We start from the raw sequence: 23041 nt of genomic DNA, 5'->3' as shown, positions 1-23041 counted from the left end.
CGATTTATGATTTCAATCGAATTAGGAGAATCAAAAACGCAAAAGAAACAATCAGCGGCCGCTTGGAAAAAGCTGTCCGCGTATGCCAAAGAGTTATCGAAAATCTCAAGCCGTCGCGATTATGCGGCGCCGGAAGCGTCAGCGCAATTGCCCGGCGATAAAAATTTGATCTCAGCCGTAAAAAGTTTCGCCAAACCGTTCAAAACGAAGCAACTGAAACAAATCGTATTGATCGGCATTGGCGGCTCGAGCTTGGGAACCAGAGCCGTTTATGAAGCGTTGCTTGGCGCGAACGATTGTTTGAATGAAAAAAGATTTCCCAAAATGATTTTTTTGGATACGCTTGACGTTGAGAAATTGAATTTGATCGCGGCAAAATTAAAAAGTTTAAAAAGCGAAAAAGAATTCGTCATTATCGCGGCGAGCAAATCCGGCTCGACGCTCGAAACCGTGGTCAATCTGGAAACTTTAATTTCCAGGATATCTTTAAAATTTAAAAAAGTTTTGTCCAGACTGATTGTCGTGTCGGATCGCGATTCGGCTTTATGGAAAAATGCTTTGGCCAAGAAAATCGCGTTGATGGAAATCCCCAAGGTCGTGGGAGGCCGATATTCTATTTTTTCGCCGGCGGGACTTTTACCTTTGCATCTGGCCGGAGTCAATATCGATTTGTTGCGGCAAGGCGCCGCTTTAGCGGTCAAAGACTGCACTAAAGCCGATTTGAAAAAAAATATCGCGGCCAAAAGCGCGATTTCGATTTATTTGAACAATAAAAAGGGCATGAATATTTACAACGCTTTTTATTTCAATCCGGAGCTGGAGTCTTGTGGCAGATGGCAGCAGCAATTGATGGCCGAGTCACTCGGCAAGAAAAAAAATCTGGCCGGCAAAGTTGTCCGAGCGGGATTTACGCCGATCGTCTCGATCGGCACCAATGATCTGCATTCGACGGCCCAGCTTTTTTTCGGCGGACCGGCTGATAAATTCACTGATATCATTTACGCCCGCGATGATTCAACGTTGGCCGCGCCAAACAATCTTTTGTTCCCCGGCTTGATTGATTCCATCAAGGGTAAAAAGTTTTCTGCCATCATGTCCGCGTTCGTTCGCGGAGTCGCGGCCGCCTACAAAAAAAACGCTTTGCCGCTCGCGGTCTGGACTTTGCCCGCGATCTCGGAAAAAGCGTTGGGATTTTACATGCAGGTTAGAATGTTGGAGACGATGTATCTCGCCAAGCTGATGAATGTCAACTCTTTCGATCAACCGGCGGTGGAAGATTATAAAAAAGAGATAAAGAAAATTATTAAATAACAGTTTAACTTTTTTTCGGAGCGGAGATTTTGAAGAAATCGCGCAAGATATTTTCCGACAAATTCCGTTGTTTGCCGCGATGAACATTGTAATGAATGCGTAAATCCGGTCCGCCATTTACTTCGATTATTTTGCCGTTCGTTGAAATAATAGGGTTTTTAAGAGAGGGCGCGATGACGTCTATGCCGACAATATTCAATCTTATCAATTTGGCGGTTTTTTCCATCAACGCGATATTGGCTTTGCCAACAGTGTCGGTCGCGTCAATCAAAATTCCTCCGTTAGAGATCGGAGCGGCGCGATGCAGCACGACCTCTATGCCTTTTTCGGGAACGCTGGACAAGGCCAATCCCTCGGACTGTAGATTGATCTTGAGAGCCTTGTTCACTTTTATCTGATGCAGCCAGCCTTTTTTTCTCAAGGGAGAAGCATTTTCATTCGCGATGAGAGTTTTAATGGAAGAGACGCCATCACCCAAAACAATCGGCGGTTGATAATAGATGGCCGCGGCGAATTTGCCGTTGATCACCACCACTCGATATTCATTGCCTGATATTTGCTCTTCGGCGATAACCTGCATTCGCGGCATCGCCTTTTTAATTATTTTAAAAGCGGTATTGGCTTGGCGTTGATTCGTTACATTGCCGAAAACGCCTTTGCCCGCTCGTGAGGCGACGGGTTTAATTATAATGGCGCTGTGTTTTTTGAAAATTTTTTCAAAATCTTTCGGGTTTTTTATTTGTATTTGAAAAGGCACCGGCAGCCCATGTTTTTTCAAGTATTGAGTTGTTATTTGTTTATTGACGGCGAGCTTCATGCCCAAATAGCTGGTGTCTTGCGAAGTCGCGCCGACCATCAGCAAGTTTTTTCCTTGGCGAGATATTTCAAAAAAAGGTGTGTCCGCGTATTCTTCGTCTCTGCCCGATGTTTGCAAATAACCGATTGTGTTCACGGCACAATGCAATTTTTTGGCAGCTAACAAAATAAGAGTATTTTGTTTTTGGGTGGGGTTTTTTGAAAGAAGATGTTCAAGATCCTTGGCTTGAAGATTTTTCATATTTGTTTTTTTAAAAAAAAAGGTTATTTACCTCTTTGTTTTATGGCCGCGCTGCGAACGACATGGTGAGCTATGATATTGTCCTTCGACGCCGCTTATGGTATTCGCCTCGCTTCGCATATTCAGGTGGTGGAACACCATGAGCGAGCGGAGCGAGTCGAATGGTGGGCCGGGGCGGATTCGAACCACCGAAGGCGCAAGGCCAGCAGATTTACAGTCTGCCCCAGTTGACCGCTTTGGTACCGACCCATGTTGATACGCTAATGATTATATAATATTTTGATTAAAAAGGCAATAAGTATGAAGAAAATACTATTATTCGTTATCCTGATCGTTTCGGCCGGAGCTCTGTTTGCGTGGTTTTATTTCGAAAAAAACGCTTTCGTCGGTTTTCAAGAAAAAGATCGAATCGCCGAGACAATAGACAACATGACTCTCGAAGAAAAAGTCGGCCAGATGTTTGTGGTCGGTTTTTGGGGCGAGGCGCCCGATGCCAACGTCGTATCTTTGATTCAAGAAAAAAACATCGGCGGCGTGATATTATTGAAATACAACGCGGACAACAAAGAGCAATTGAGTTCATTGATCGATGATTTGCAGAGCCGCTCCGAATATCCTTTGCTGATTTCAACGGATCAGGAAGGGGGCACGGTGACGAAAATAAAAGTGGCCGGCGTTAAAGAATTTACCGCGCAATCTTCAATCAGCGATGTTGAGCAAGCTTACAAAGTCGCTTTTGACCGAGGCAAGGAACTGAGCGCGCTGGGCTTCAATGTTAATTTCTCGCCCGTGCTTGATTTTATCACCGATAAAAATTCCTTTTTGTGGTCGCGGGTTTTTCGGGGCTCGATTGATGACTTTGGCGAATTCGGACGTGCCATGGTTGGCGGCTATCAAGCCGCCGGCATCAGCGCGTGCATCAAACATTTTCCGGGACATTCAAACGGCTCAATTGATTCGCACGGGAATTTGCCAACGGTTGAGTGGTCAAAAGAAGAGTTTGACGAAAATATTTCGCAATTCAAAAAAGCGCTGGAAGCCGATCCGGGTTTTGTCATGGTCGGCCATATCAAATATCCGAACATTGATCCTGAGAATCCTTCAAGCTTATCCAAAATCATTGTTCAAGATATTTTGCGCGGGCAATTGAATTATCAAGGCGTGATTATTACCGACGACATGGAAATGGGAGCTTTGCAAAATAATTTTTCAAATCAAGCGATTGCAATCAAAGCCGTGCTGGCCGGTAATGATATTTTGCTTTATGTCAGTTCTTTTGACAAGCAAGTCGAAGCTTATGAGGCCGTGCTTGAAGCCGTTAAAAGCGGCGTTATTTCGGAAAGCAGGATTGATGAGAGCGTTTATAGGATATTGGAGTTGAAAATGGGTAGCTTGTAGCTTATTAGCTTTTTAGGTTGTAGGTGGCTGCCTAACCAGCTACCAGCTCGGCTTCATGATACAGAATTTTGACTAAATTATAACAATATGATATATTTTTGCTACATGAAACATGATTATTGATCCCCGCCTTCGCCCCTCGACAAGCTCGGGGCTATGGCGGGCAGGCATGCTCTATGTTCCATGACTAAATAATTAAATCCCACATACTTTTCCGGCTAATTTAAGCCATTCTTTGCTCCGACTGTCGTCGGAGCTACGACTGGCAGGGCCAAAAAATCAACATTCCTCCCACCATGCGGGCCGTTGATTTGGGAAAGTAGAGGTAAAAAGGAAAAATATGGAAATCCCAAGTCTTTTGGACATGCTTAAGGCCGGTGTTCACTTCGGACACCAAAAAGGAAAATGGCACCCGAAAATGAAGCCGTATATTTATGGCGTTCGAAATGGCGTGCACATCATCAATTTGGAAACAACTCAAAAGAAGCTTGAAGAAGCTTTGAATTTCATCAAGGAAACTGTAGCCAAGGGCGGCACAGTTCTTTTTTTGGGAACGAAAACTCAAGCGAAAGATTCCGTCCGCGAAGCCGCGATTTCTTGCGGCATGCCTTTCATCGTTGAAAGATGGCTGGGCGGCACATTCACGAATTTATCGACCATATTGAAATTGATCAAAAAATATCAGCGCATGAAAATGGAATCCGAAAAAGGAGAGTGGGACAAATTCACCAAAAAAGAAAAATTGGTGAATGAGAGAGCTTTGAAGAAATTGGACAAAATCATCGGCGGTTTGGCTACTCTCGAAAAATTACCGAGCGTCATTTACATCGTTGACATGAAAGAAGAAAAAACCGCGGTGATAGAATCCAACCGCGTTGGCGTGCCGGTCGTGGCCATTTGCGACACCAATGTCAATCAGACAAAGGCTGCTTACCCTATTCCGGCCAATGACGACGCCACTCGCTCCATTGAAATGATTACCGGCTTGGTCGCCGAGGCGGTCAAAGAAGGCAAAAAGGAAGCGGAGAAAAGAGGAGATAACATAAAAATTGAAAGTTCGAAATCCTAAATTCGAAATACTAAACAATATTTAAATTCAAATTTTCCAAACATTTGGAATTTGGGAATTGGATCATTGTAATTTGTCCCTGAAAGGGACCCCCTCGGGGTTTCGAATTTAGATATTAGAGTTTAGTATTTAATAAACAAATATGGATTTACAACAAGTGGCGAAATTAAGACAGCGAACCGGTTGCGGCATCAATGACTGCAAGCTGGCGCTGGAAGAAGCCAATGGCGATGAAAATTTGGCAATCGATATTTTAAGAAAAAAAGGCGAAATCAAAGCCGCCAAAAAATCGGCGGAAAGAGAAACCAAGGAAGGTCTGGTGTTCGCTTATATTCATCCCAATAAAAGAATAGGGGCTATGATCGAGCTTGATTGCGAGACCGATTTCGTGGCTCGAAACGAAGAATTTCAGGAATTGGCCAAAGACCTGGCTATGCAGGTGGCGGCGACCAATCCGCTGTATTTAAGTTCGGTCGAGGTGCCCGAGGAAGTCTTGAACAAAGAAAAAGAAATTTATCGAGATCAGCTTTTGAACGAATCCAAGCCGGACAATATTGTTGAAAAAATCGTCGAAGGCAAATTGGCCAAATACTATGAAGAGGTTTGTCTCTTGAATCAACCTTTCATCAAAGACGAAGATGTCACCATCGAGCAATTGATCACGGAGAAAATCGCCAAAATCGGAGAAAAAATCGCCATCGCTCATTTTGTCAGATTCGAGGTTTAAATTACGAGATTTACAAGATTAAAGTACAAGATATTACCAGATTACGAGATTTTGACAATTTTTTATCTTGTACTATCTCGTATGCGGATCTTGTACATCTTGTAACTCAAGATATGAAGAAAGTAGTCAGCATACAATTTAATTCCTGGGATAAAACATATTTTTTCGATCCCAATAACATCGAACTCAAAATCGATGATTATGTGGTGGTCGAAACTCAGCATGGTCTTGATATGGGCAAGGTTGTCGAATTCAAAGAGCTTGGCCGGGAAGAGCAAGACGCGCTCGGAGAAATCAAATCCGTATTGCGCAAGGCTGATAAACGCGACTTGGACAAATTGATCGAAAATAAAGAAAAAGTGAAGGAAGCTATCAAAGTTTGCAAGGAGTTGATCAAAAAGCACGGGTTGCCCATTAAATTGGTTGACGTTCATTTGAATCTTGACGGCGGCAGAATCACTTTCGCTTTTATCGCGGACAGCCGCGTTGATTTTAGAGCGTTGCTCAAGGATTTAAATCGTCTTTATAAAATGAATATTCGTCTTCAGCAGCTTGGCATTCGCGATGAAGCTCAAATCGCGGCCGATGTCGGCTGTTGCGGACAACCGGTGTGCTGCAAGACATTTTTGAAAGAATTGGGCAATGTCAGTTCGGAATACGCGGATTTGCAGCAGGTTTCCCATCGCGGTTCCGAGCGCCTGTCAGGTTTGTGCGGTCGGTTAAAGTGTTGCTTGGCTTACGAAAAAGACACTTACGAAGAAATGGCTCGAGATTTCCCGGCTTTGGGAGCCAAAGTGAAGGTCAAGCAGGGCACGGGAGAGGTGGTCGGTTATCATGTTTTGAGAAGATCGGTTGACGTGCGCCTCGACGGAGACGGCGCCAATGTCTACGTCGAAGCCCCGATTTCCGAAATCAGCCAGTCAATTCCAGAAAAAACAAAACAAATTATTAAAAAATAATATATTCGACTTCACATTTCCATATGATGGAGAAATTAAAAGGCTTAAAAAAACAAATAAAAACGGAATTGGATAAAATCTCGGATATCGACTCGTTGCTAGCGCTTGAAAAAAAATATTTCGGTAGAAAAGACGGAATTGTAAATCAGGTGTTGAAAAATTTAAAAAATTTGTCGGACGCCGAGAGAATTAAAGTCGGACAATTGGCCAATGAAATAAAAACCGATATTTTGACCATTTTGGAAAAGAAACGTATTGAGTTGGAAAGATCTAAAATAGAAGCTCAGCTCGAAAATGAGTGGATCGACACTTCCTTGCCTCTTCAGGCCGCGGCCGCCCACCGTCCGGCTGGACATTTGCATCCCATTTTTCAAGTTCAATACGAACTCGAAGATGTTTTCAAAAATTTAAATTTTAGAATTTTGGACGGACCCGAATTGGAATCCGATTTTTATAATTTTCAAGCGGTCAATATTCCTCCGGATCATCCGTCTCGGGAAATGCAAGACACTTTTTACGTGAAAAGCGATAAAGAAAAAATGGTGCTGAGGACGCAAACTTCATCGGTTCAGGTGAGGGCGATGAGAGAATTCGGCGCGCCGCTTCGAGCGGTCATTCCCGGAAAAGTTTTTCGCTATGAAGCCACGGACGCTTCCCATGACAATACTTTCGACCAGTTTGAAGGCTTGGTCGTGGATAAAGATATTTCCATCGCCAATTTGATCGCCACCATGAAAATTTTACTTAGAGCCATTTTTAAAAAAGACGTCACAGTGCGGCTGCGTCCCGGGTTTTTCCCGTTTGTCGAGCCGGCGTTTGAACTGGACATGAAATGCTTGGTTTGCGGCGGGGCAGGCTGCAGCGTTTGCAAAAGAAGCGGCTGGGTGGAAGTCTTGCCTTGCGGCTTGGTGCATCCCAATGTGCTCAAGGCCGGCGGTCTGGATCCGAAAGAATGGTCGGGTTTTGCTTTTGGCGTCGGATTTTCGCGTTTGGTGATGATGAGATACGGCATTGAAGACATCAGGCATTTCAATGGCGCGGACTTGCGGTTTTTAAAACAGTTTTAAATATTGTTACGAATTACAATATTCTATTAAGCTTTCAGTCGGTTGTTACAAATTACAATCTTCCATAGCATAAAGCTATAAGTGAATGTAATTAGTAACAAATCTAAAAAAGAGTTTTTTTAGTGAATGTAATTTGTAACGATAAAAATATGAATGTATCAATCAACTGGCTCAATAAATACGTTGATTTAAAGGGCATTGATCCCAAAGAAATTGCCAATAAATTAACCATGTCCACGGTGGAGGTGGATGCCGTTTATCCGTTGGCTGAAAATTTGGAGAATATTTTCGTTGCCAAAATTATAAATGTCTTGCCGCATCCGAATGCGGATAAATTGAAATTGGTTGATGTTGATTTGGGCTCGGAAAGGATTCGCGTGGTCTGCGGCGGCTCCAATTTGAAACCGGACATGTTGGTGGCGCTGGCCAGACCCGGAGCCATGATCAAGTGGCACGGCGTGGGCGAGCCCGTAAAATTGGAAGAAACGACAATCAGAGGCGAAGAAAGCAAAGGCATGATTTGCGCCGGCGATGAAATCGGTTTGGGGGACTTGTATCCGCATAAGCAAGGAGAAATTTTGGAATTGGAAAGCCAGACCGCGAAGGCCGGACAAGCCTTGAGCGAAGCGCTCGAATTAAACGATTATATTTTGGACATTGACAACAAGTCTTTGACCAACAGACCCGATTTGTGGGGGCATTACGGCATTGCCAGAGAATTGGCCGCCATTTTCGGCAAAGAGCTCAAAGAGATAAAATCGGAAAAGATAAAAGAAGGCAAAGATTTTCAGCTTAAAGTGAAAACGCAGGCTCCGGAATTATGCCCCGCTTATTATGCCGCGGCCATGGGAAATATCAAAGTGGCCGAGTCGCCAAAGTGGCTGGCGCGCGCTCTGGCGTCAGTGGGGCAAAAATCAATCAATAATATCGTTGATATCACCAATTACGTCATGTTTGATTTGGGTCAGCCCATTCACGCTTTTGACGCGTCCAAGATAAGCGGTCAACAAATAATCGTCAGACAGGCCACTCCCGGAGAAAAATTGATCAGCCTTGACAATGAGAGCCGCCAGCTCGGCGAAAACATGTTGGTGATCGCGGACAAAAAGAATCCGATCGCTTTGGCCGGCATTATGGGCGGAAAAAATTCGGAGATCTCGGATAAAACGGTTGCCATTGTTATTGAAGCCGCTAATTTCGATCCTTCCAATATCAGAAAAACGTCGCTGAAGCTCGGCTTGCGCACGGAAGCCTCGATCAGGTTTGAAAAAGGTTTGGATCCCGTCGCCGCGAAAGTCGCGCTAGAGCGGGTGGTCGGCTTGATTCTCGAAAATCAGCCGGACGCGAAAGTGGAAAGCGGCGTTGAAAGTTTTGAAAAATACAAATTGAATTTGGGGCCGATTGAATTGTCCAAGGATTTCATTTCAAAGAAAATGGGCATTGAAATCGAAGATAAAAAAACGGTCGGCATTCTCGAGAGTTTGGGTTTTGAAGTCAAGGAGAAGAAGAATTCTTTTGAAGTGAAAGTGCCGTCGTTTCGAGCCACGGGCGATGTTTCCATCCCCGAAGATTTGATCGAAGAAATTTCCAGAATATACGGCTATGATTCTTTTACGCCGATCATGCCGGAGGTAAAAAACGAATATCAGCCGGAGAACAAAGAAAGGAAATTGGAGAGGCGAGTGAAAGAATTTTTAACTTTGTCTTCCGGGTTGACCGAAGTCAGGAATTATTCTTTCACGAAAAAAGATTTGTTGGATATCGTCGGTTTGGATTATTCAGGATATTTTCAATTGGAAAATCCTTGGGATGAAAACGAGAATCTGCTCAGGCAAAATTTATGGCCGCAGCTGTTGTTGAATGTCAAAAACAATTCCAGGTTTTTTGACTGTTTCGGCATTTTCGAACTGGGTCGAGTTTTTTTGGCCAAAGACGGACCGTTTGAAGTCTCGCCGGACAACAAAGCCAAATTGCCGGCTCAGCCTAATTATTTGGCCGGCGCGTATTTTGACAAATCGGACGATGCGCCTTTTTTCAAGGCCAAAGACGTGATTGAAAAATTGTTGGCCTCGCTGTCGCTGGAAGCGAGTTTTTCATTGCCCGCGGAAAGCAAAGCGTTTTATCATCCTTTCCGCAGCGTGATCGTGAGCCTTGCCGGTCAGGAAATCGGCTGGGTGGCGGAACTCAATCCGCTGGTCGCGAGCAAATTGGAACTTGATGATCGAGCGGCCGTTTGGCAGCTTGATTTCGATAAAATAGTGGAAATTTTCGAACCGAAATACGAATATCATCCGATTCTCAAATTTCCTTCATCGGTTCATGATTTGTCGATTGTCGTCGCCGAGAAAACCATGTATAAAGACATTGATCAAATAATAAAATCAATCGCTCCGCAAATTATCAAGGACGTTGAATTGCTTGATGTATTTAAAAATGGTAAAATAAAAACGGGACAAAAGAGCGTGACCGTGAGAATCGTCTATCAAGCGGATGATCGAACTTTGGAGAAAGAAGAAATCGATAAACTCCAGCGAAAAGTCATTGTCCAACTTGAAAAAGGCATCGGCGCCAAGTTGAGAACATAAAAATAAAAATTTAAAATAAAAACAATATGCTTGAAACCAGTAAAGATGTTTTGTACATCGTTCTTTCGTTTTGTCTGATTTGGTTAACCGCCTTTTTATGCTGGGCGCTTTTTTATTTAACCAGGCTTTTGAAACAATCGAACGAAGTCGTCTCCGAAGTCCGCGATAAGCTGGAAGATTTTTTCGACGCGCTCGAGCGAGTGAAGGAAAAAATCGAGTCCGGCTTGCAGATTGCCGGCGTCGTTTCGGACGGCGTCAAAAATTTGGTGAAATATTTGGCGGACAAGCGGAAAAGTAAATAAAAAAAATGTCGATTGAATTGCCATTTGAATTCGCCTCCGTGGATTTTGGGGGAGTTTTTTCAAGTCCGATCGCTATATTGGCCTTGATTTTATCGATGCTGATCATCATAACGATCGGTTTGATTTATATTGTCCGAATTTATTTCAGACGTCACGGCAAAATGAAAGGAGCTTTTGAAAAAAAGGTGCTTTTGATTTCTTTGCCTAAATTTGAATCGCAAGACAGCAGGGGAGGGGCGCAAAACAGTATAGCTTCCATTCAGGAAAAAATCGCGGTGGCCGAGACCGTGTTTTCGGCCATCGGCGGTTTGAAGCCCCAAAAAGGACTGGGCGTTTGGTTTTTTGGACGAGCCGATCATTTGTCTTTTGAATTGGTGGCCGATCAAGGCAAGATTTTATTTTACATGGCCGTGCCAGAGTATTTGAAAAATTTTTTGGAAGAACAAATACAGGCGCAGTATCCGGACTCGCATATCGAAGAAGCCCAGGATTACAATATTTTCACTCCTAAAAGCGCGGTGTTCGGCAAGATTTTGAAATTTAAAAGGCAGAATTTTTTTCCGATAAAAACTTACAAAAAAATGGAGAGCGACCCGCTCAACGCCATGGCCAACGCCTTGAGCAAAGTTGATAAAAAAGACGGGGCTGTCATTCAATTCACTCTCAGGTCCGCCAAGCCGGGCTGGCGCGATTCGGGCGCGGCCGTGGCTTCGCGCATGATGCAGGGCAAAAAATTCGAAGAGGCGCTCAAAGGCAAAAGCGTGCTCAAGCAAATGCTGATGCCCGAGAAAAAACCGTCGGAACCCGGGCAGGCGCCGCCGGCGACGTATCAATTGTCGCCAATGGAGCAGGAGATCGTGAAAAATTTGGAAGAAAAAGTCAGCAAAGCGGCCATGGAGGTCAATATCAGAATCTTGGCCGCGTCGGATCAGTCGCAAAAAAGCGAAATGTATCTCAATGATATTTTAAGCTCTTTTTCGCAATTTAACATTTATCAATACGGCAACAGTTTTGATGTCTCGAGCCGAAAGTTGTCGCGTTTGATAGACGATTACATTTATCGAAATTTCGACGAGAAAGCGGCGATTATCTTAAATACCGAGGAGATGGCCAGCCTGTATCATTTCCCGATTCCTTCGGTGACCGAAACGCCGAACATCGCGTGGCTGGAGGCCAGAAAAGCGCCGGCGCCGCTTAATATTCCGGACGAAGGGGCGATTCTCGGTGACAATTTTTATCGCGGCATCAGGCGCACGGTGCGCATAAAGAGAAAAGACCGCCGAAGGCACACGTATATTATCGGTCAGACCGGCACTGGTAAATCTTATTTTCAACAAAATTTGGCCATTCAAGATATTCAAAACGGCGAGGGCGTGGGCATTATTGATCCGCACGGAGATTCCATTGAGGAAATATTGAAATACATTCCCAAAGAGCGCGCGGATGACGTGGTGCTTTTCGACCCATCCGACACCGATCGGCCCATGGGCTTGAACATGCTCGAGTTTGAAACCTCCGAGCAAAAAACTTTCGTTATCAACGAGATAATAAATATTTTTGATAAATTGTATGATTTGCGCCAAACCGGCGGCCCGATCTTCGAGCAGTACATGAGGAATTCCATTTTATTGATGATGGAAGACACGGATTCGGGCTCGACTTTGATGGAAATTCCGAAAGTATTGTCCGACGAAAATTTCAGAGCATATAAATTGTCCAAAACGAAAAATGTCACGGTCAAAGATTTTTGGGAAAAAGAAGCTCAAAAAGCGGGCGGCGAAGCGTCATTGCAGAACATGGTGCCTTACATCACCAGCAAATTAACGCAGTTTATTTCCAATGACATCATGCGCCCGATTATCGCTCAACAGAAAAGCTCTTTTAATTTCAGGGAAGTCATGGACAATAAAAAAATATTGCTGATCAATTTATCCAAAGGCAAAATTGGAGATTTAAATAGCAATTTACTCGGCATGATTATCGTGGGCAAGCTTTTGATGGCTTCATTGTCTCGAGTGGACACGCCCGAGGATCAGCGACATGATTTTTATTTATACATCGATGAATTCCAAAACTTTTTGACCGAAAGCATTTCAATAATTTTATCGGAAGCCAGAAAATACAAACTCAATTTGATCATCGCTCATCAATTCATCGGACAATTGGTAAAAAACAACGATACCAGCATCAAAGACGCGATTTTCGGCAATGTGGGCACCACCGTGTCGTTTAGGATCGGCATTGAGGACGCCGAGTTATTAGCCAAACAATTCGCGCCGGTTTTCAGCGAGTATGACGTGGTTAATATTCCGAGCAAAACGGCTTATATCAAACTGTTGATTGATAATGCCAATCCGCCGGCTTTCAATATCAATGTGCCGGGCAGGGAAAATCCGAAGCATCCGGAGATAGCCGAGACCATTAGAAAGTTGTCCAGACTCAAATATGGCCGAGACAGAGACATTGTGGAAAACGAAATACTTGAAAGAACTCGAATAGAGTATTAGAATATAAATAAGCGATGCGAATGATGCAAATTCCACGCGAATGACACTAATGTTATTACGGTATTGTTAATTCGAATTTTCGTGTGATTCGCATTTAATTCGCGGCATTCGCATCGGTAAAAATAAAAACAAAAAAATATGTTCTGGAAAAAGAAGTCACAAAAGCCTTCGAGAGAAGAGCTGATGAAGGTAATTTCGGATTTGCAAAAACAAATCGATAGATTAAAGCTGGTGATCACCAAAGACGGCTCGGCCAACGTTATCGGAGACGCTTCGGCCGGAGTCAAAAAAGAATTGATAAGCAGGCCGGCTCCGGAAAAAAATTCGCTCGAGCAGGTGCTCGAAGGGGTTTTTGACGGACAAAACATGATCGGAGCGGATGGCAAAGAATACGACGTGCCCGCCAATTACGCTTCAAAATCCAAATTGGTGGAAGGGGATATTTTGAAATTGACGATCAGCCCCACAGGCGCTTTCATTTATAAGCAAATCAAACCGATTGAGAGAGAGAGATTGGTGGGAGAACTGGAACTCGACGATCAATCCAAACAATTTTATGCCGTGGCCGAAGGCAAGAAATGGCGTCTTTTGACGGCCAGCGTCACTTATTTCAAAGGCGAGGATGGCGATGAAGTCGTTTTCTTGATTCCGACCGAAGGAGGCTCCAGGTGGGCGGCCGTGGAAAACATTATCAATAAATAAAATTTAAAAAGATAAGGCCCCGAAAAACGGGGCTTTTAAAATTGGATAAAATCAGTTTAAACCGGTTTGGTTTGTTTCGGCTCGCCCATTTGGGGCGCCGCATGCGGCCGCGCCATTTATTTGATTATTTGTGGATATTTTGCTAAAATATAAGCGATTTTATGAAAAAAATTATGCATTTAATCACCGGACTGGAGCCTCACGGCGGAGCGGAGCAAATGCTTTTGAAGACTTTGCCCGGCTTGAAAAAAACGGAAAATATGGTTTGTTGCCTCAAAGGGCGCGGTGATATCGGCCGACAATTGGAGCAAAAGGGCGTCTCCGTGCGTTATTTGGAAGCTCAGAGTAAATTTGACCTTTGCGCCATTTGGCGTTATAGAAAAGTCATTAAAGATTTTAAGCCGGATGTCCAAGTCAATTATTTGATTCATGCGGATATTTTCAGCAGAATTTTCGGCAAATTGTTCGGCGTGAAAAAAATCATCGCATTTATTCGAAACAAACATCTTGATTTGCCGTTTTTGATGAAGCTCGATCGATTGACCAAAAATAAAGTTAATTTTTTCTTGTTCAATTCAAACGCCGTGAGAAATTTTTACCATGAAAAGATGGGCGTTCCAGAGAATAAAACAAAAGTTATTCCAAACGGTGTGAATCTGGAAAAATTTCAAACGAGCGCAAATGTTTCGGAAAAATGTCGCGAGCTCGGACTCGATGAAAACGATTTCGTGATCATTAACGTGGCCAGACTTTATCCCAGCAAAAGACAGATTGACATTTTGCGAGCCATTAAGAAATTGAATGATCCAAAAATAAAGTATTTGCAAATCAGCGTGGGAGAAGAAGAAAATGCTTTGAAAAATTTCGTCGAGGCAAACGGTTTGTCGGAACAAGTGAAATTTTTGGGCTATCGAAGCGACGTGGTTGAATTATTGAAATGCTCCGACCTCTATATTTCAGCGGCCGCGCACGAAGGCATGAGCAATTCATTGCTGGAAGCCATGGCCGCCGGAGTGCCGTGCGTTGTTTCGGACATTGAAGAAAATAAAGAGTTGATAGAAAACAAGGCGACCGGTTTGACTTTTAAGGTCAAAGACGCGGCTGATTTGGCGGAGAAAATGAATTGGGCGATAAGAAATGGAGAGTCGATGAGAAGTTTCAGCGATCACGCCAAAAAGATGGTTGAGTGTAAGTATGATATAAAAAAGGTGATTGAGATGTTGGATGAGTTTTTGTTTGAATTCTAAGACGGTTTCCACCGGGCATTAGCCCAGGGTTTCCCTATGGCAGAAGTTGAATCCATGAGCAAAAGACGGATTCCACCGGGCTTTAGCCCAGGGTTTCCATAAAGATGAATTTGAGCTTATGAATAAAAACCAACTGCCATTTTGGCCCAATAACGAATATTATTTCATCACGACATCGACATTTCTGCATTTTCCGTATTTCAACACTTTTGAAAAAAAGAAGCTGGTGCTGGATAAGTTTGAGGAAATAGAAGAAAGATTGAACATCAAATTAATAGCTTACAGCATTGCGATCAATCATTTTCACTATTTTGCTTTTTTGAATGATGGCTTGTTATATTCAAAGACGAAACAACTATTGAATGGCGGCGTCAGTCATCAATATAAGAAAACGTTTCAATGCAAATATCAAGAAATGTGGCAGAGCACCAAAGCTTTTGTTATAAAAGACGAAGACAGTTTTTGGCGGGTAATTGGTTACATCAATGGAAATTTGTTGAAACATAAGGAAGTAAGCACATTTAATGAATTGCGCGAATGCCAATTTTTCAGCCACATTAAGTTTGTCAAAGAATACGGGGAGGAAGCCGCTAAGGATCTTGTTTATCGAGTCATTGATGTAAATGAAGATGGCGAAGGAAACGTGGATTTCAATAAGTTAAATCAAATAGGAGTAAAAGATGTTTTTAGGAAGATAAAAGGGGACTAAAGTCCCGAAACCCTCCACTCCTGCCTGCCGGCAGGAAAGTGGGGTGGAAGCTAAAGGGACTAAAGTCCCAAGACTCTTCAACCCCAACTAAATTTGGGTGGAAGAAGAGGAAATATGAAATATTTAATCATCGCTCCGCGATATCACATAAATTTGCATGATCGAATCTTGGCCTTGAAGAACGCCGGGCATTTTGTCGATTTGATCGTTCAATACAAAGGCAAGTCGGAAAAATACGATTTGATCGATCCCGAGATCATCGGCTATTCAAGAGTTTATTTGTTTTTTGAAAAAATATTTTCCAAGTTCAAAAAAACTTATTTGAAAAATTCTTGGGAATTGAAATTGTCATTGCCTCCGCTGAGGAAATTCAAAAAAAGAATCAAAGAGATCAATCCGGATGTTATCATGGTCAAGGGCTTAAAAAGTTTGTTTTCTTTGTGCGCGTTAAAATACGCCAAAAGATTCAAAATAAAATCAATTGTTTTTATTCAAAGAGATCGTTTCCGTTGCCAAAGATTGAAAGAAAAATTCGTTTGTTGGTTTTTATTCAAACATTATCAAGTGAAAGCGGTCGCCTCGCCGATTTGTCGAAAGAGCGGCAGAGATGAAAAAAGCCACGAAAAATTTCATTATATTCCATTCGTTTACGACATTGTCGATTTTGAAAAATCGTATTTTAAAAACGTGAAAATGAATATTTTAAACATCGGAAAATTTGAGCCGATCAAAGACCAATTGACGCTTTTAAAAGCTGTGGAAAAACTGAAAAGTTTTTATCCGATGAAAATAGTTTTGGTCGGAGAAAAAGCCGATCCGAATTACATATTGAAATTGATGGATTTCGTCAAAGAAAACAAGATGGAAGATATCGTCGAGTTCAAATTCGACGCGCCTCATGCCGAGGTCATTGAACTTTATCGGCAAAGTGATTTATTTGTTCTGACAAGCTTAAGCGATCCGGCGTCGTTTCAGATACTCGAAGCCATGGCCAATAAAGTGCCGGTGATATCGAGCGACAAAAACGGCACCAAATGCTACATTAAAGAAGGGGAGACCGGTTATATTTTTAAGGCAGGCGACGCGGATGATTTGGCGAGAAAAATCGAGAGCGTCATCGATGACAAAGATGATGTGATCAACTTCGGTCGAGCTGGGTTTGAGCAAGCGAAAAAGAATCATTCTCTTGAAAAATTTTCCCAAAAAATAAAGGCAATACTTTCATGAAAGAAATCTGCGGGGACAATTTTAGCGGCAACAAATTGACTGTTAAAGACAGAATCATTTATTTGTTTTATAATCTTTTTAGGGGCATTTGGGGGTATAGAAAAAGATTGAAAATGACATATTGGCGGCCGATCGATTTGATTCCCAATTCCGCTTCTCCCGGCCGGCAATTTTTGGACAATTTTTTAGAACATAAATTGCCGGAACTGATTTTAAAAAAAGAAATCAAAGTCTTGGACATCGGCTGCGGCTCGGGTTATGTCAGGAAAATTTTGGCTGACGCGGGTTATGTTGTCGATTACACGGGCATAGATGTTTTTAAAAATGATGCTTTTGACCAGTACTCCAAATATTGCCAATCGAAGTTTTTTCAAACCGCAATCGAGTCCTTTGAAACCGATGACAAATTCGATTTGATAATTTCCATCAGCGCCTTGGAGCATATTAAAAACGATTCGCTGGCCGTTGAAAAGTCCGGAAAGGCGCTGAACCAAGGAGGCGTTCAAATTCATATCGTGCCGTCATTTTGGGTATTGCCGCTTTATTTGTGGCACGGCTATCGCCAATACACTCCTATCCGGATCAAAAAGTTGTTTAATGAAAAATTTGAAGTTTTCAAATTCGGCGGTTTTTTTCTTTCGGACTTCATTTTAGTTTGATCAGCGTGCCCGAATTAATTTTTGGAAAATGTCTCAGGAAAACAGCATTTTATAAAAGAGCGGTTGATTTTTCAAGCCGGTGGGACAATATTGTCAATTTTCCGTCGGCGATGTACGCCATAATAGGAAAAAAATCCATATGAAATATTATAATGCCGAATCCGGAATGTTATTGAGGTTTTGGAAAAAATCCGACAGTAAATTTTGGGACAATTTATGGGATGTCGAAAATTTTAAAAAGCAAGTCGAAGCAGGAAAAAAATCCAGGTTGGTGAATGGTATAACGAAAAAATTTTTGCCATTAGGAGCCAAAGTGCTTGAAGGCGGATGCGGAAAGGGGCAATATGTTTATGGATTGCGTTGCCATGGCTATGATTCGTATGGCGTCGATTACGCGGAAAAAACGGTAGAGAGGTTAAATCAGCTTTTCCCCGAGCTGAAGATTGTCACCGGGGACGTGCAGCAGCTGCCTTTTGATGATCAATTTTTTGACGGATATTGGTCACTGGGAGTAATCGAGCATTTTTACGATGGTTATGAACTTTCGGCCAAAGAAATGCATAGAGTGTTAAAACCCAATGGTTTTTTATTTTTGACTTTCCCTCATTTGTCGTGGCTGCGTCGATATAAGATCAAAAAAAACAAATATGATATTTTCCAAGAGGAGCGCGCAGAGATGAATGACTTTTATCATTTTTTTCTGCGGAGCGAATCGGTAATAGATTATTTTGAAAAATTGGGATTTGAGTTGATGTATAAAAAACCTTTTGACGGAGTTAAAGGATTAAAAGATGAAGTGAAATTTTTAAATTCAACAATGAATAGATTATACGGTTCCAAAAATTTTGGCGTGAAAGTATTAAAATATTATTTATCGAAAATCCTGGCGCCTTTGACCGGCCATCAAATTTTATTGGTTTTAAGAAAAAAATCATCAATATGAAAAGAAATAAAAAATTTTCCAAATATCCTTATCATAATCGTGATGAGCGAAATCGATTTATCGTTCAAGAATTGGGCGAATATTTGGGTGAAAATATATTAAATATCGGCGGTGGAGGAGAAAATCATTTGAAAAAATATTTGCCGTCCGCGCGCGGATATTTCGAGGTTGATCTTGCCGGTTCTCCGGATTTGAGAATCAATTTGGAAAAAGATTTGCCCTTGCCTTTCGAGGATAATAAATTCGACTCGGTAGTTTGCACCGATGTTTTGGAGCATTTGGACAATTTACATGAGGTTTTTGGAGAGTTGGCGAGAGTCTCAAAAAAATATATCATTATTTCCTTGCCCAACGCGGTCGCTGACGTGTTGTCATATTTTAAGAAAATAAAGGCTAAAAATGTTTCTGATTTGGATAAAAGAAAACAATTCGGTTCCCGGGCAAAATATTACGGTTTGCCTTTCGAAAAACCGCTTGATCGACACAAATGGTTTTTTAGCTACACGGATGTGGAAGAATTTCTGGATTATCAGGCAAAAAAGCATAATTTAAATATTGTTGAGCTTTTTCCCATTAAGCGCGAGGTCTCGAGTTTGGCCGCGATGTTGTTGACGCTCGGCTCTTTTTTAGGAAGCGAGACATTGAGAAAAAATTTAAATAATAAAATATTGTGGTGCGTTTTGGAAAAGAAAAAATAAGATTATGTTAAAAATCGCGGAAAAATTTTTCATTTGGCTGCATAACTTTTCATATAAAGCGATTTCCAAAATCGCCATCAAGAAAAACGGCGGCATTCACCCCAAGCATGAAATCTTGAATTATCATGAATTTTTCGTCGCCAAGGTCGACGAAAACGACGCGGTTTTGGATTTGGGCTGCGGCAACGGTCTTTTGGCTTATGACTTGGCCGGAAAGGCGAGAAAGGTTATCGGCATGGATATTCTTTCGGCCAATATAGACAAAGCGAAAAAACACAACAAACAAGGCAATCTTGAATTCATGGTCGGCGACGCCACCGTTTATCCTTTTAATGAAAAATTTGATAAAATAGTTTTATCGAACGTTTTGGAACATATTGAAAATAGAATCGATTTTTTGAAAAAATTGCGCGACTTGTCGGATGAGATATTGATTCGGGTGCCGTTGATCGATCGGGATTGGCTGGCGGTTTATAAAAAGAAAAACGGTTACGAATATCGTTTGGACAAAACGCATTTCGTCGAGTACACCGTCGAGAATCTAAGAAAAGAATTAATCGAAGCCGGCTGGAATTTGGATGATTATTCGATTCGGTTCGGAGAAATGTGGGGGACGGTTGGTAAATAAAATTAATGTCTTTACGCAATTCACTCATTAAATATGGATCAGACAAATTACGACGACTGGGTAATTGAAACTATGCTGTGCCCCTCATGCGGCTGCGGTCTTGAATCCAAAGAGGGAGTATAGTATCTTTTGCGCCTCTTGTGGAAAAAATTATTTAAATTAAATTTTCCACTTTATTCGTATGCAAAAAGAAAGAAGTATAAAATAACAGAGTTCAGTGATATTAAAATATGGGAAAAATAAAGGAAAAATTAAAACAAATTTTACGATGGACGCAAAAGTGGACAAAAATAGACATGATTTATTTGGCCAAAGGCGGTTTTTGGCTGACATTCGGGCAGATAGTCATGGCCGCTTCTGATTTTGCCTTAATGATTCTCCTGGCCAATTTTCTGCCGCCCGAGATATATGGAGCTTACAGATATATCCTTTCGATCGTAGCCATACTGATTCTTTTCTCATTATCGGGCATGAATACGGCTATAATACAAGCTGTTTCCCGGGGTTTTGAAGGCTCAGTATCAAAAGGCTTAAAAGAAAGAATAAAGTGGGGAGCGATAGGCAGTATTGCCAGTATCGGCTTTGCCATTTATTATTGGTATCTTGGCAATTGGGAATATGCGTCAATTTTCTTTTCGGTCGCGGCCTTTATTCCATTTATTGATTCATTTAATCTATATAAGGGAGTTTTAGTCGGTAGAAAAGAATTTAAAAGTTTGAGCCTGTATAATATCGTTTTTTTGATCGGCTTTACTATTGTCCTAGGCTTGACTATTTTTTTTACGGATAAGATATTATTTATTTTTTTGGTTTATTTTATTTATAATGCTCTTTTACCTTTATTATTCTATCTACATCTCCGTAAACAAAAACCATTTAATGACGCCGCTGATCCCAAAACCGTCAGTTATGGCAAACACTTGAGCTTAATGGGCGTTTTAGGAAATATTGCCAATCAATTGGATAAAGTATTGATTTTTCAATTTTTGGGACCGGTTGAAGTTGCCATCTATAGCATTGCCATTTCTCCCATTCAGCAATTAAAAACGAGATATTTAGTCAATTTGAATAATTTAGTATTGCCAAAGATAACGAACCGCAATATTTCGGAATTGAAAAAATCAATACCCATGAAATTGCTTATGTTTTTTATTATTCTGGCGGTTATCACGGCGCTCTATATTTTGCTGGTGCCTTATATTTATAAAATTATTTTTCCTCAATATCCGGAATCTGTAATATATTCCCAAATTTTCGGCCTCTCCCTTCTTGTTTATCCGACAATGCTAATAACCAATGTCCTGGTAGCCAAATCCAGAAACAAAGAACTTTATATAACGCGCTTCATTAATCCTATTATAAAAATAATCCTTTTGATAATTTTAGTTCCATTGTACAGGATTTGGGGAGCGATAATCGCCGTGATATTTACGGAATTTTTATCTTCTTTGATTTTACTTTTTTTCTTCATGAAATTAGAGCCAGAAAATAAAGAATGTGACATAATATAATTTTATGACAAAAATCTGGGAACAGCCCATTCCTGATGAATATGAAAAAAAAATAATGGAAAAGATTTCATGCCATGCCGGCTCGATTTTATTGGATTTCGGAGCGGGCTATGGCCGATATCTGGATGTTTTTTCCAAATATTTCGAGAAAAAAAATTTATATGGAATGGAAATTGATAAAGATGCGTTGAAAGAGTTAGAAAGAAAGGGGTATAATTGTTACGAGGCGGATCCGAATCGTCCCGAGATTCCCTTTGAAAATGATTTTTTTGATTATATTTTTACTTCAAATGTCATTGAACACATTCCGAAAGCCCAGTATCACGGATATTTACGGGAATTTCACCGGGTGTTAAAAGGCGGCGGAACATTGATAATCGGCACACCAAATTATCCCGCAAAAAGATTTTATGACATTGCAAAAGCCTTTAAGACAGGACAGTTTAAATATTATTTTTTTGATGACCCGACGCATGTCAATAAATTATATTATAATAGGCTGGAGAACGACTTGAAAAAGATTTTCCCGACGGTTGAACTGAATCCGACATATATTCTTTTGGAAAACAAGATTAAATGGATTAACAATCATAGAAATCAATTGATTTGCTTTGCGGATAAAGTAATCGGAATATGTAAAAAATAATTATTTATGAGATTATTAAGTAGAATTAAAAATTCTAAAAATTATTTAAAGTATAAGAAAGAATTTTATAAAAAAGCGGTTGTATCATACCCGCCGCGGCATGTCTCGATCGGCGTCATGGGCGGCGCTTGCTCTTTTCAATGCGCTTTTTGCGCTTATCATTGCCCGGACGCGGCGCAAATAAGCAATGTTTATAAATTGCCGTTCACTTTGTCCATGGAAGATTTTAAAAAAATGGTGGACATGTGCTATCAAAGCAATGTGCCGCATGTTCATCTGACCGCCGGTGGCGAGCCTTTTTTGTGCAATGATATTTTGAAAATGATTGATTACGTGATTTATGTTTACGGCGAAGTTTCATTGCAAACCGATTTTTTCAAGGAAATATTTGAAATGAAAAATTATCTCGATGAAATTTTAAAACGCAAAAAATACATTTCCTACATCACCACCGATATTTTGTCAGGCGATCCGGCCCAGCATGAGCAATTGAAGAAAGGCAGCGACTTTAAATATTTAATGGACTCCATGGAGTATTTGAGCAAGAATTCAAAGATTAAATTCAAATCTCATTTGATTATCACCAAGCATAATTATCTTAAGCTAAACGACTTAATTGATGAATTCGCCAAGCGAAAAATAAACACCATGCTTGAAATCGTCAATTTGCATCCGCACGGCTTCAATGAGTTAACGTCCAAAGATTCCGTGTATTTGAGCGGCGATGTTGAAATAACCGAGGCTTTGAGCGCCGCCAAAGCTTACGGCAAAGAAAAGGGCGTCAAAGTCTTGATTCCTTTGCCTTTTGATAAAAAGGAAGGTCGCTGCGGCTCGTTTTGGACGCGTTTTCAGACCTGGCCGGTCAAAGGCAATGATCCGAAAAGATACGGTGAAAACGTGATTATCGGCGGTTGCAATGCCGTGGTTTTGGGCGATTTGTCCAGTCTCGGCTACATGTTTGATTACGACAATATCATGGATTTATGGAATAATGAGCGTTTCGTGAAAATAAGAAAAGATTTGATGAACGGAATTTATCCGGACAAAGAATGCGCTAATTGTCAGAGTTATAAAAAAACAAATTAAAAT

At 41.4% G+C, this 23041-nt stretch carries 21 protein-coding genes and 1 tRNA gene; 20 read left to right on the top strand and 2 right to left on the bottom strand.

What is annotated here, in order from left to right; translation table 11 throughout:
• Positions 1-6: 6 nt before the first annotated feature.
• Positions 7-1311, top strand: coding sequence for a hypothetical protein (locus VMX18_02700; protein HUT22295.1), 1305 nt, complete (start codon positions 7-9; stop codon positions 1309-1311).
• A gap of 4 nt (positions 1312-1315) precedes the next feature.
• Here VMX18_02700 and VMX18_02695 read toward each other — a convergent pair whose 3' ends face one another.
• Positions 1316-2368, bottom strand: a complete 1053-nt coding sequence (locus VMX18_02695; GenBank protein ID HUT22294.1) for a hypothetical protein — start codon at positions 2366-2368, stop codon at positions 1316-1318.
• Between the two features lie 162 nt (positions 2369-2530).
• Positions 2531-2617: transfer RNA gene (locus VMX18_02690), tRNA-Tyr, on the bottom strand.
• A gap of 51 nt (positions 2618-2668) precedes the next feature.
• Between VMX18_02690 and VMX18_02685 the strand changes: the two genes are divergently transcribed.
• From VMX18_02685 to VMX18_02595, 19 genes are all read left to right on the top strand, one after another.
• Positions 2669-3766, top strand: coding sequence for a glycoside hydrolase family 3 protein (locus tag VMX18_02685; GenBank protein ID HUT22293.1), 1098 nt, complete (start codon positions 2669-2671; stop codon positions 3764-3766).
• Positions 3767-4106: 340 nt separating this feature from the next.
• Entirely contained in the window at positions 4107-4835 is a 729-nt protein-coding gene (gene rpsB / locus VMX18_02680) for a 30S ribosomal protein S2 (protein ID HUT22292.1), read from the top strand.
• 142 nt (positions 4836-4977) lie between these two features.
• A complete protein-coding gene (locus VMX18_02675; protein HUT22291.1) occupies positions 4978-5562 on the top strand; it encodes a translation elongation factor Ts in 585 nt (194 codons plus the stop codon).
• Between the two features lie 113 nt (positions 5563-5675).
• Complete coding sequence (ricT, locus tag VMX18_02670; protein ID HUT22290.1) at positions 5676-6521, top strand: regulatory iron-sulfur-containing complex subunit RicT; 846 nt, start codon at positions 5676-5678, stop codon at positions 6519-6521.
• A 23-nt stretch (positions 6522-6544) separates the two neighbouring features.
• A complete protein-coding gene (gene pheS, locus VMX18_02665) occupies positions 6545-7588 on the top strand; it encodes a phenylalanine--tRNA ligase subunit alpha (protein HUT22289.1) in 1044 nt (347 codons plus the stop codon).
• Positions 7589-7737: 149 nt separating this feature from the next.
• The gene (gene pheT / locus VMX18_02660) at positions 7738-10173 is read left to right on the top strand and encodes a phenylalanine--tRNA ligase subunit beta (GenBank protein ID HUT22288.1); all 2436 of its coding nucleotides are present in this window, start codon (positions 7738-7740) and stop codon (positions 10171-10173) included.
• A 26-nt stretch (positions 10174-10199) separates the two neighbouring features.
• The gene (locus VMX18_02655; GenBank protein ID HUT22287.1) at positions 10200-10475 is read left to right on the top strand and encodes a hypothetical protein; all 276 of its coding nucleotides are present in this window, start codon (positions 10200-10202) and stop codon (positions 10473-10475) included.
• A gap of 5 nt (positions 10476-10480) precedes the next feature.
• The gene (locus tag VMX18_02650) at positions 10481-12982 is read left to right on the top strand and encodes a type IV secretion system DNA-binding domain-containing protein (GenBank protein HUT22286.1); all 2502 of its coding nucleotides are present in this window, start codon (positions 10481-10483) and stop codon (positions 12980-12982) included.
• A 138-nt stretch (positions 12983-13120) separates the two neighbouring features.
• Positions 13121-13684 carry a hypothetical protein gene (locus tag VMX18_02645; protein HUT22285.1) on the top strand — a complete coding sequence of 188 codons (564 nt, stop codon included), beginning with the start codon at positions 13121-13123 and terminating at the stop codon, positions 13682-13684.
• 161 nt (positions 13685-13845) lie between these two features.
• Positions 13846-14931, top strand: coding sequence for a glycosyltransferase (locus VMX18_02640; GenBank protein ID HUT22284.1), 1086 nt, complete (start codon positions 13846-13848; stop codon positions 14929-14931).
• Between the two features lie 118 nt (positions 14932-15049).
• On the top strand, positions 15050-15640 hold the full coding sequence (locus tag VMX18_02635) for a transposase (GenBank protein ID HUT22283.1): 591 nt from the start codon (positions 15050-15052) through the stop codon (positions 15638-15640).
• A 114-nt stretch (positions 15641-15754) separates the two neighbouring features.
• The gene (locus tag VMX18_02630) at positions 15755-16867 is read left to right on the top strand and encodes a glycosyltransferase family 4 protein (protein HUT22282.1); all 1113 of its coding nucleotides are present in this window, start codon (positions 15755-15757) and stop codon (positions 16865-16867) included.
• Complete coding sequence (locus VMX18_02625) at positions 16864-17526, top strand: class I SAM-dependent methyltransferase (GenBank protein ID HUT22281.1); 663 nt, start codon at positions 16864-16866, stop codon at positions 17524-17526. The genes VMX18_02630 and VMX18_02625 overlap by 4 nt, the downstream gene beginning before the upstream one ends.
• Positions 17527-17665: 139 nt before the next feature.
• The gene (locus VMX18_02620; GenBank protein HUT22280.1) at positions 17666-18469 is read left to right on the top strand and encodes a class I SAM-dependent methyltransferase; all 804 of its coding nucleotides are present in this window, start codon (positions 17666-17668) and stop codon (positions 18467-18469) included.
• On the top strand, positions 18466-19167 hold the full coding sequence (locus VMX18_02615) for a methyltransferase domain-containing protein (protein ID HUT22279.1): 702 nt from the start codon (positions 18466-18468) through the stop codon (positions 19165-19167). Before VMX18_02620 ends, VMX18_02615 begins: the two co-directional genes overlap by 4 nt.
• Positions 19168-19171: 4 nt before the next feature.
• Positions 19172-19795: a class I SAM-dependent methyltransferase gene (locus VMX18_02610; GenBank protein ID HUT22278.1), complete on the top strand. Its 624-nt coding sequence runs from the start codon at positions 19172-19174 to the stop codon at positions 19793-19795.
• A gap of 230 nt (positions 19796-20025) precedes the next feature.
• On the top strand, positions 20026-21306 hold the full coding sequence (locus VMX18_02605) for an oligosaccharide flippase family protein (GenBank protein HUT22277.1): 1281 nt from the start codon (positions 20026-20028) through the stop codon (positions 21304-21306).
• Between the two features lie 4 nt (positions 21307-21310).
• Positions 21311-21952 (top strand): class I SAM-dependent methyltransferase, encoded by a 642-nt coding sequence (locus VMX18_02600; protein HUT22276.1) that lies wholly within the window; start codon positions 21311-21313, stop codon positions 21950-21952.
• 6 nt (positions 21953-21958) lie between these two features.
• The gene (locus VMX18_02595; protein HUT22275.1) at positions 21959-23038 is read left to right on the top strand and encodes a radical SAM protein; all 1080 of its coding nucleotides are present in this window, start codon (positions 21959-21961) and stop codon (positions 23036-23038) included.
• Positions 23039-23041 lie beyond the last annotated feature (3 nt).

The organism is Candidatus Bipolaricaulota bacterium (assembly GCA_035528115.1).
Lineage (GTDB): Bacteria > Patescibacteriota > Patescibacteriia > UBA11705 > DATKZF01 > DATKZF01.
The sequence above is the reverse complement of the archived record's forward strand: the minus strand, read 5'-3'. Positions and strand labels throughout refer to the sequence as shown.

Excerpts from the sequence above, each read along its gene's own strand:
- VMX18_02700 (HUT22295.1), top strand. The coding sequence starts at position 7 with ATGATTTCAATCGAATTAGGAGAATCAAAAACGCAAAAGAAACAATCA.
- VMX18_02695 (HUT22294.1), bottom strand. The coding sequence starts at position 2,368 with ATGAAAAATCTTCAAGCCAAGGATCTTGAACATCTTCTTTCAAAAAAC.
- VMX18_02685 (HUT22293.1), top strand. The coding sequence starts at position 2,669 with ATGAAGAAAATACTATTATTCGTTATCCTGATCGTTTCGGCCGGAGCT.
- rpsB (HUT22292.1), top strand. The coding sequence starts at position 4,107 with ATGGAAATCCCAAGTCTTTTGGACATGCTTAAGGCCGGTGTTCACTTC.
- VMX18_02675 (HUT22291.1), top strand. The coding sequence starts at position 4,978 with ATGGATTTACAACAAGTGGCGAAATTAAGACAGCGAACCGGTTGCGGC.
- ricT (HUT22290.1), top strand. The coding sequence starts at position 5,676 with ATGAAGAAAGTAGTCAGCATACAATTTAATTCCTGGGATAAAACATAT.
- pheS (HUT22289.1), top strand. The coding sequence starts at position 6,545 with ATGATGGAGAAATTAAAAGGCTTAAAAAAACAAATAAAAACGGAATTG.
- pheT (HUT22288.1), top strand. The coding sequence starts at position 7,738 with ATGAATGTATCAATCAACTGGCTCAATAAATACGTTGATTTAAAGGGC.
- VMX18_02655 (HUT22287.1), top strand. The coding sequence starts at position 10,200 with ATGCTTGAAACCAGTAAAGATGTTTTGTACATCGTTCTTTCGTTTTGT.
- VMX18_02650 (HUT22286.1), top strand. The coding sequence starts at position 10,481 with ATGTCGATTGAATTGCCATTTGAATTCGCCTCCGTGGATTTTGGGGGA.
- VMX18_02645 (HUT22285.1), top strand. The coding sequence starts at position 13,121 with ATGTTCTGGAAAAAGAAGTCACAAAAGCCTTCGAGAGAAGAGCTGATG.
- VMX18_02640 (HUT22284.1), top strand. The coding sequence starts at position 13,846 with ATGAAAAAAATTATGCATTTAATCACCGGACTGGAGCCTCACGGCGGA.
- VMX18_02635 (HUT22283.1), top strand. The coding sequence starts at position 15,050 with ATGAATAAAAACCAACTGCCATTTTGGCCCAATAACGAATATTATTTC.
- VMX18_02630 (HUT22282.1), top strand. The coding sequence starts at position 15,755 with ATGAAATATTTAATCATCGCTCCGCGATATCACATAAATTTGCATGAT.
- VMX18_02625 (HUT22281.1), top strand. The coding sequence starts at position 16,864 with ATGAAAGAAATCTGCGGGGACAATTTTAGCGGCAACAAATTGACTGTT.
- VMX18_02620 (HUT22280.1), top strand. The coding sequence starts at position 17,666 with ATGAAATATTATAATGCCGAATCCGGAATGTTATTGAGGTTTTGGAAA.
- VMX18_02615 (HUT22279.1), top strand. The coding sequence starts at position 18,466 with ATGAAAAGAAATAAAAAATTTTCCAAATATCCTTATCATAATCGTGAT.
- VMX18_02610 (HUT22278.1), top strand. The coding sequence starts at position 19,172 with ATGTTAAAAATCGCGGAAAAATTTTTCATTTGGCTGCATAACTTTTCA.
- VMX18_02605 (HUT22277.1), top strand. The coding sequence starts at position 20,026 with ATGGGAAAAATAAAGGAAAAATTAAAACAAATTTTACGATGGACGCAA.
- VMX18_02600 (HUT22276.1), top strand. The coding sequence starts at position 21,311 with ATGACAAAAATCTGGGAACAGCCCATTCCTGATGAATATGAAAAAAAA.
- VMX18_02595 (HUT22275.1), top strand. The coding sequence starts at position 21,959 with ATGAGATTATTAAGTAGAATTAAAAATTCTAAAAATTATTTAAAGTAT.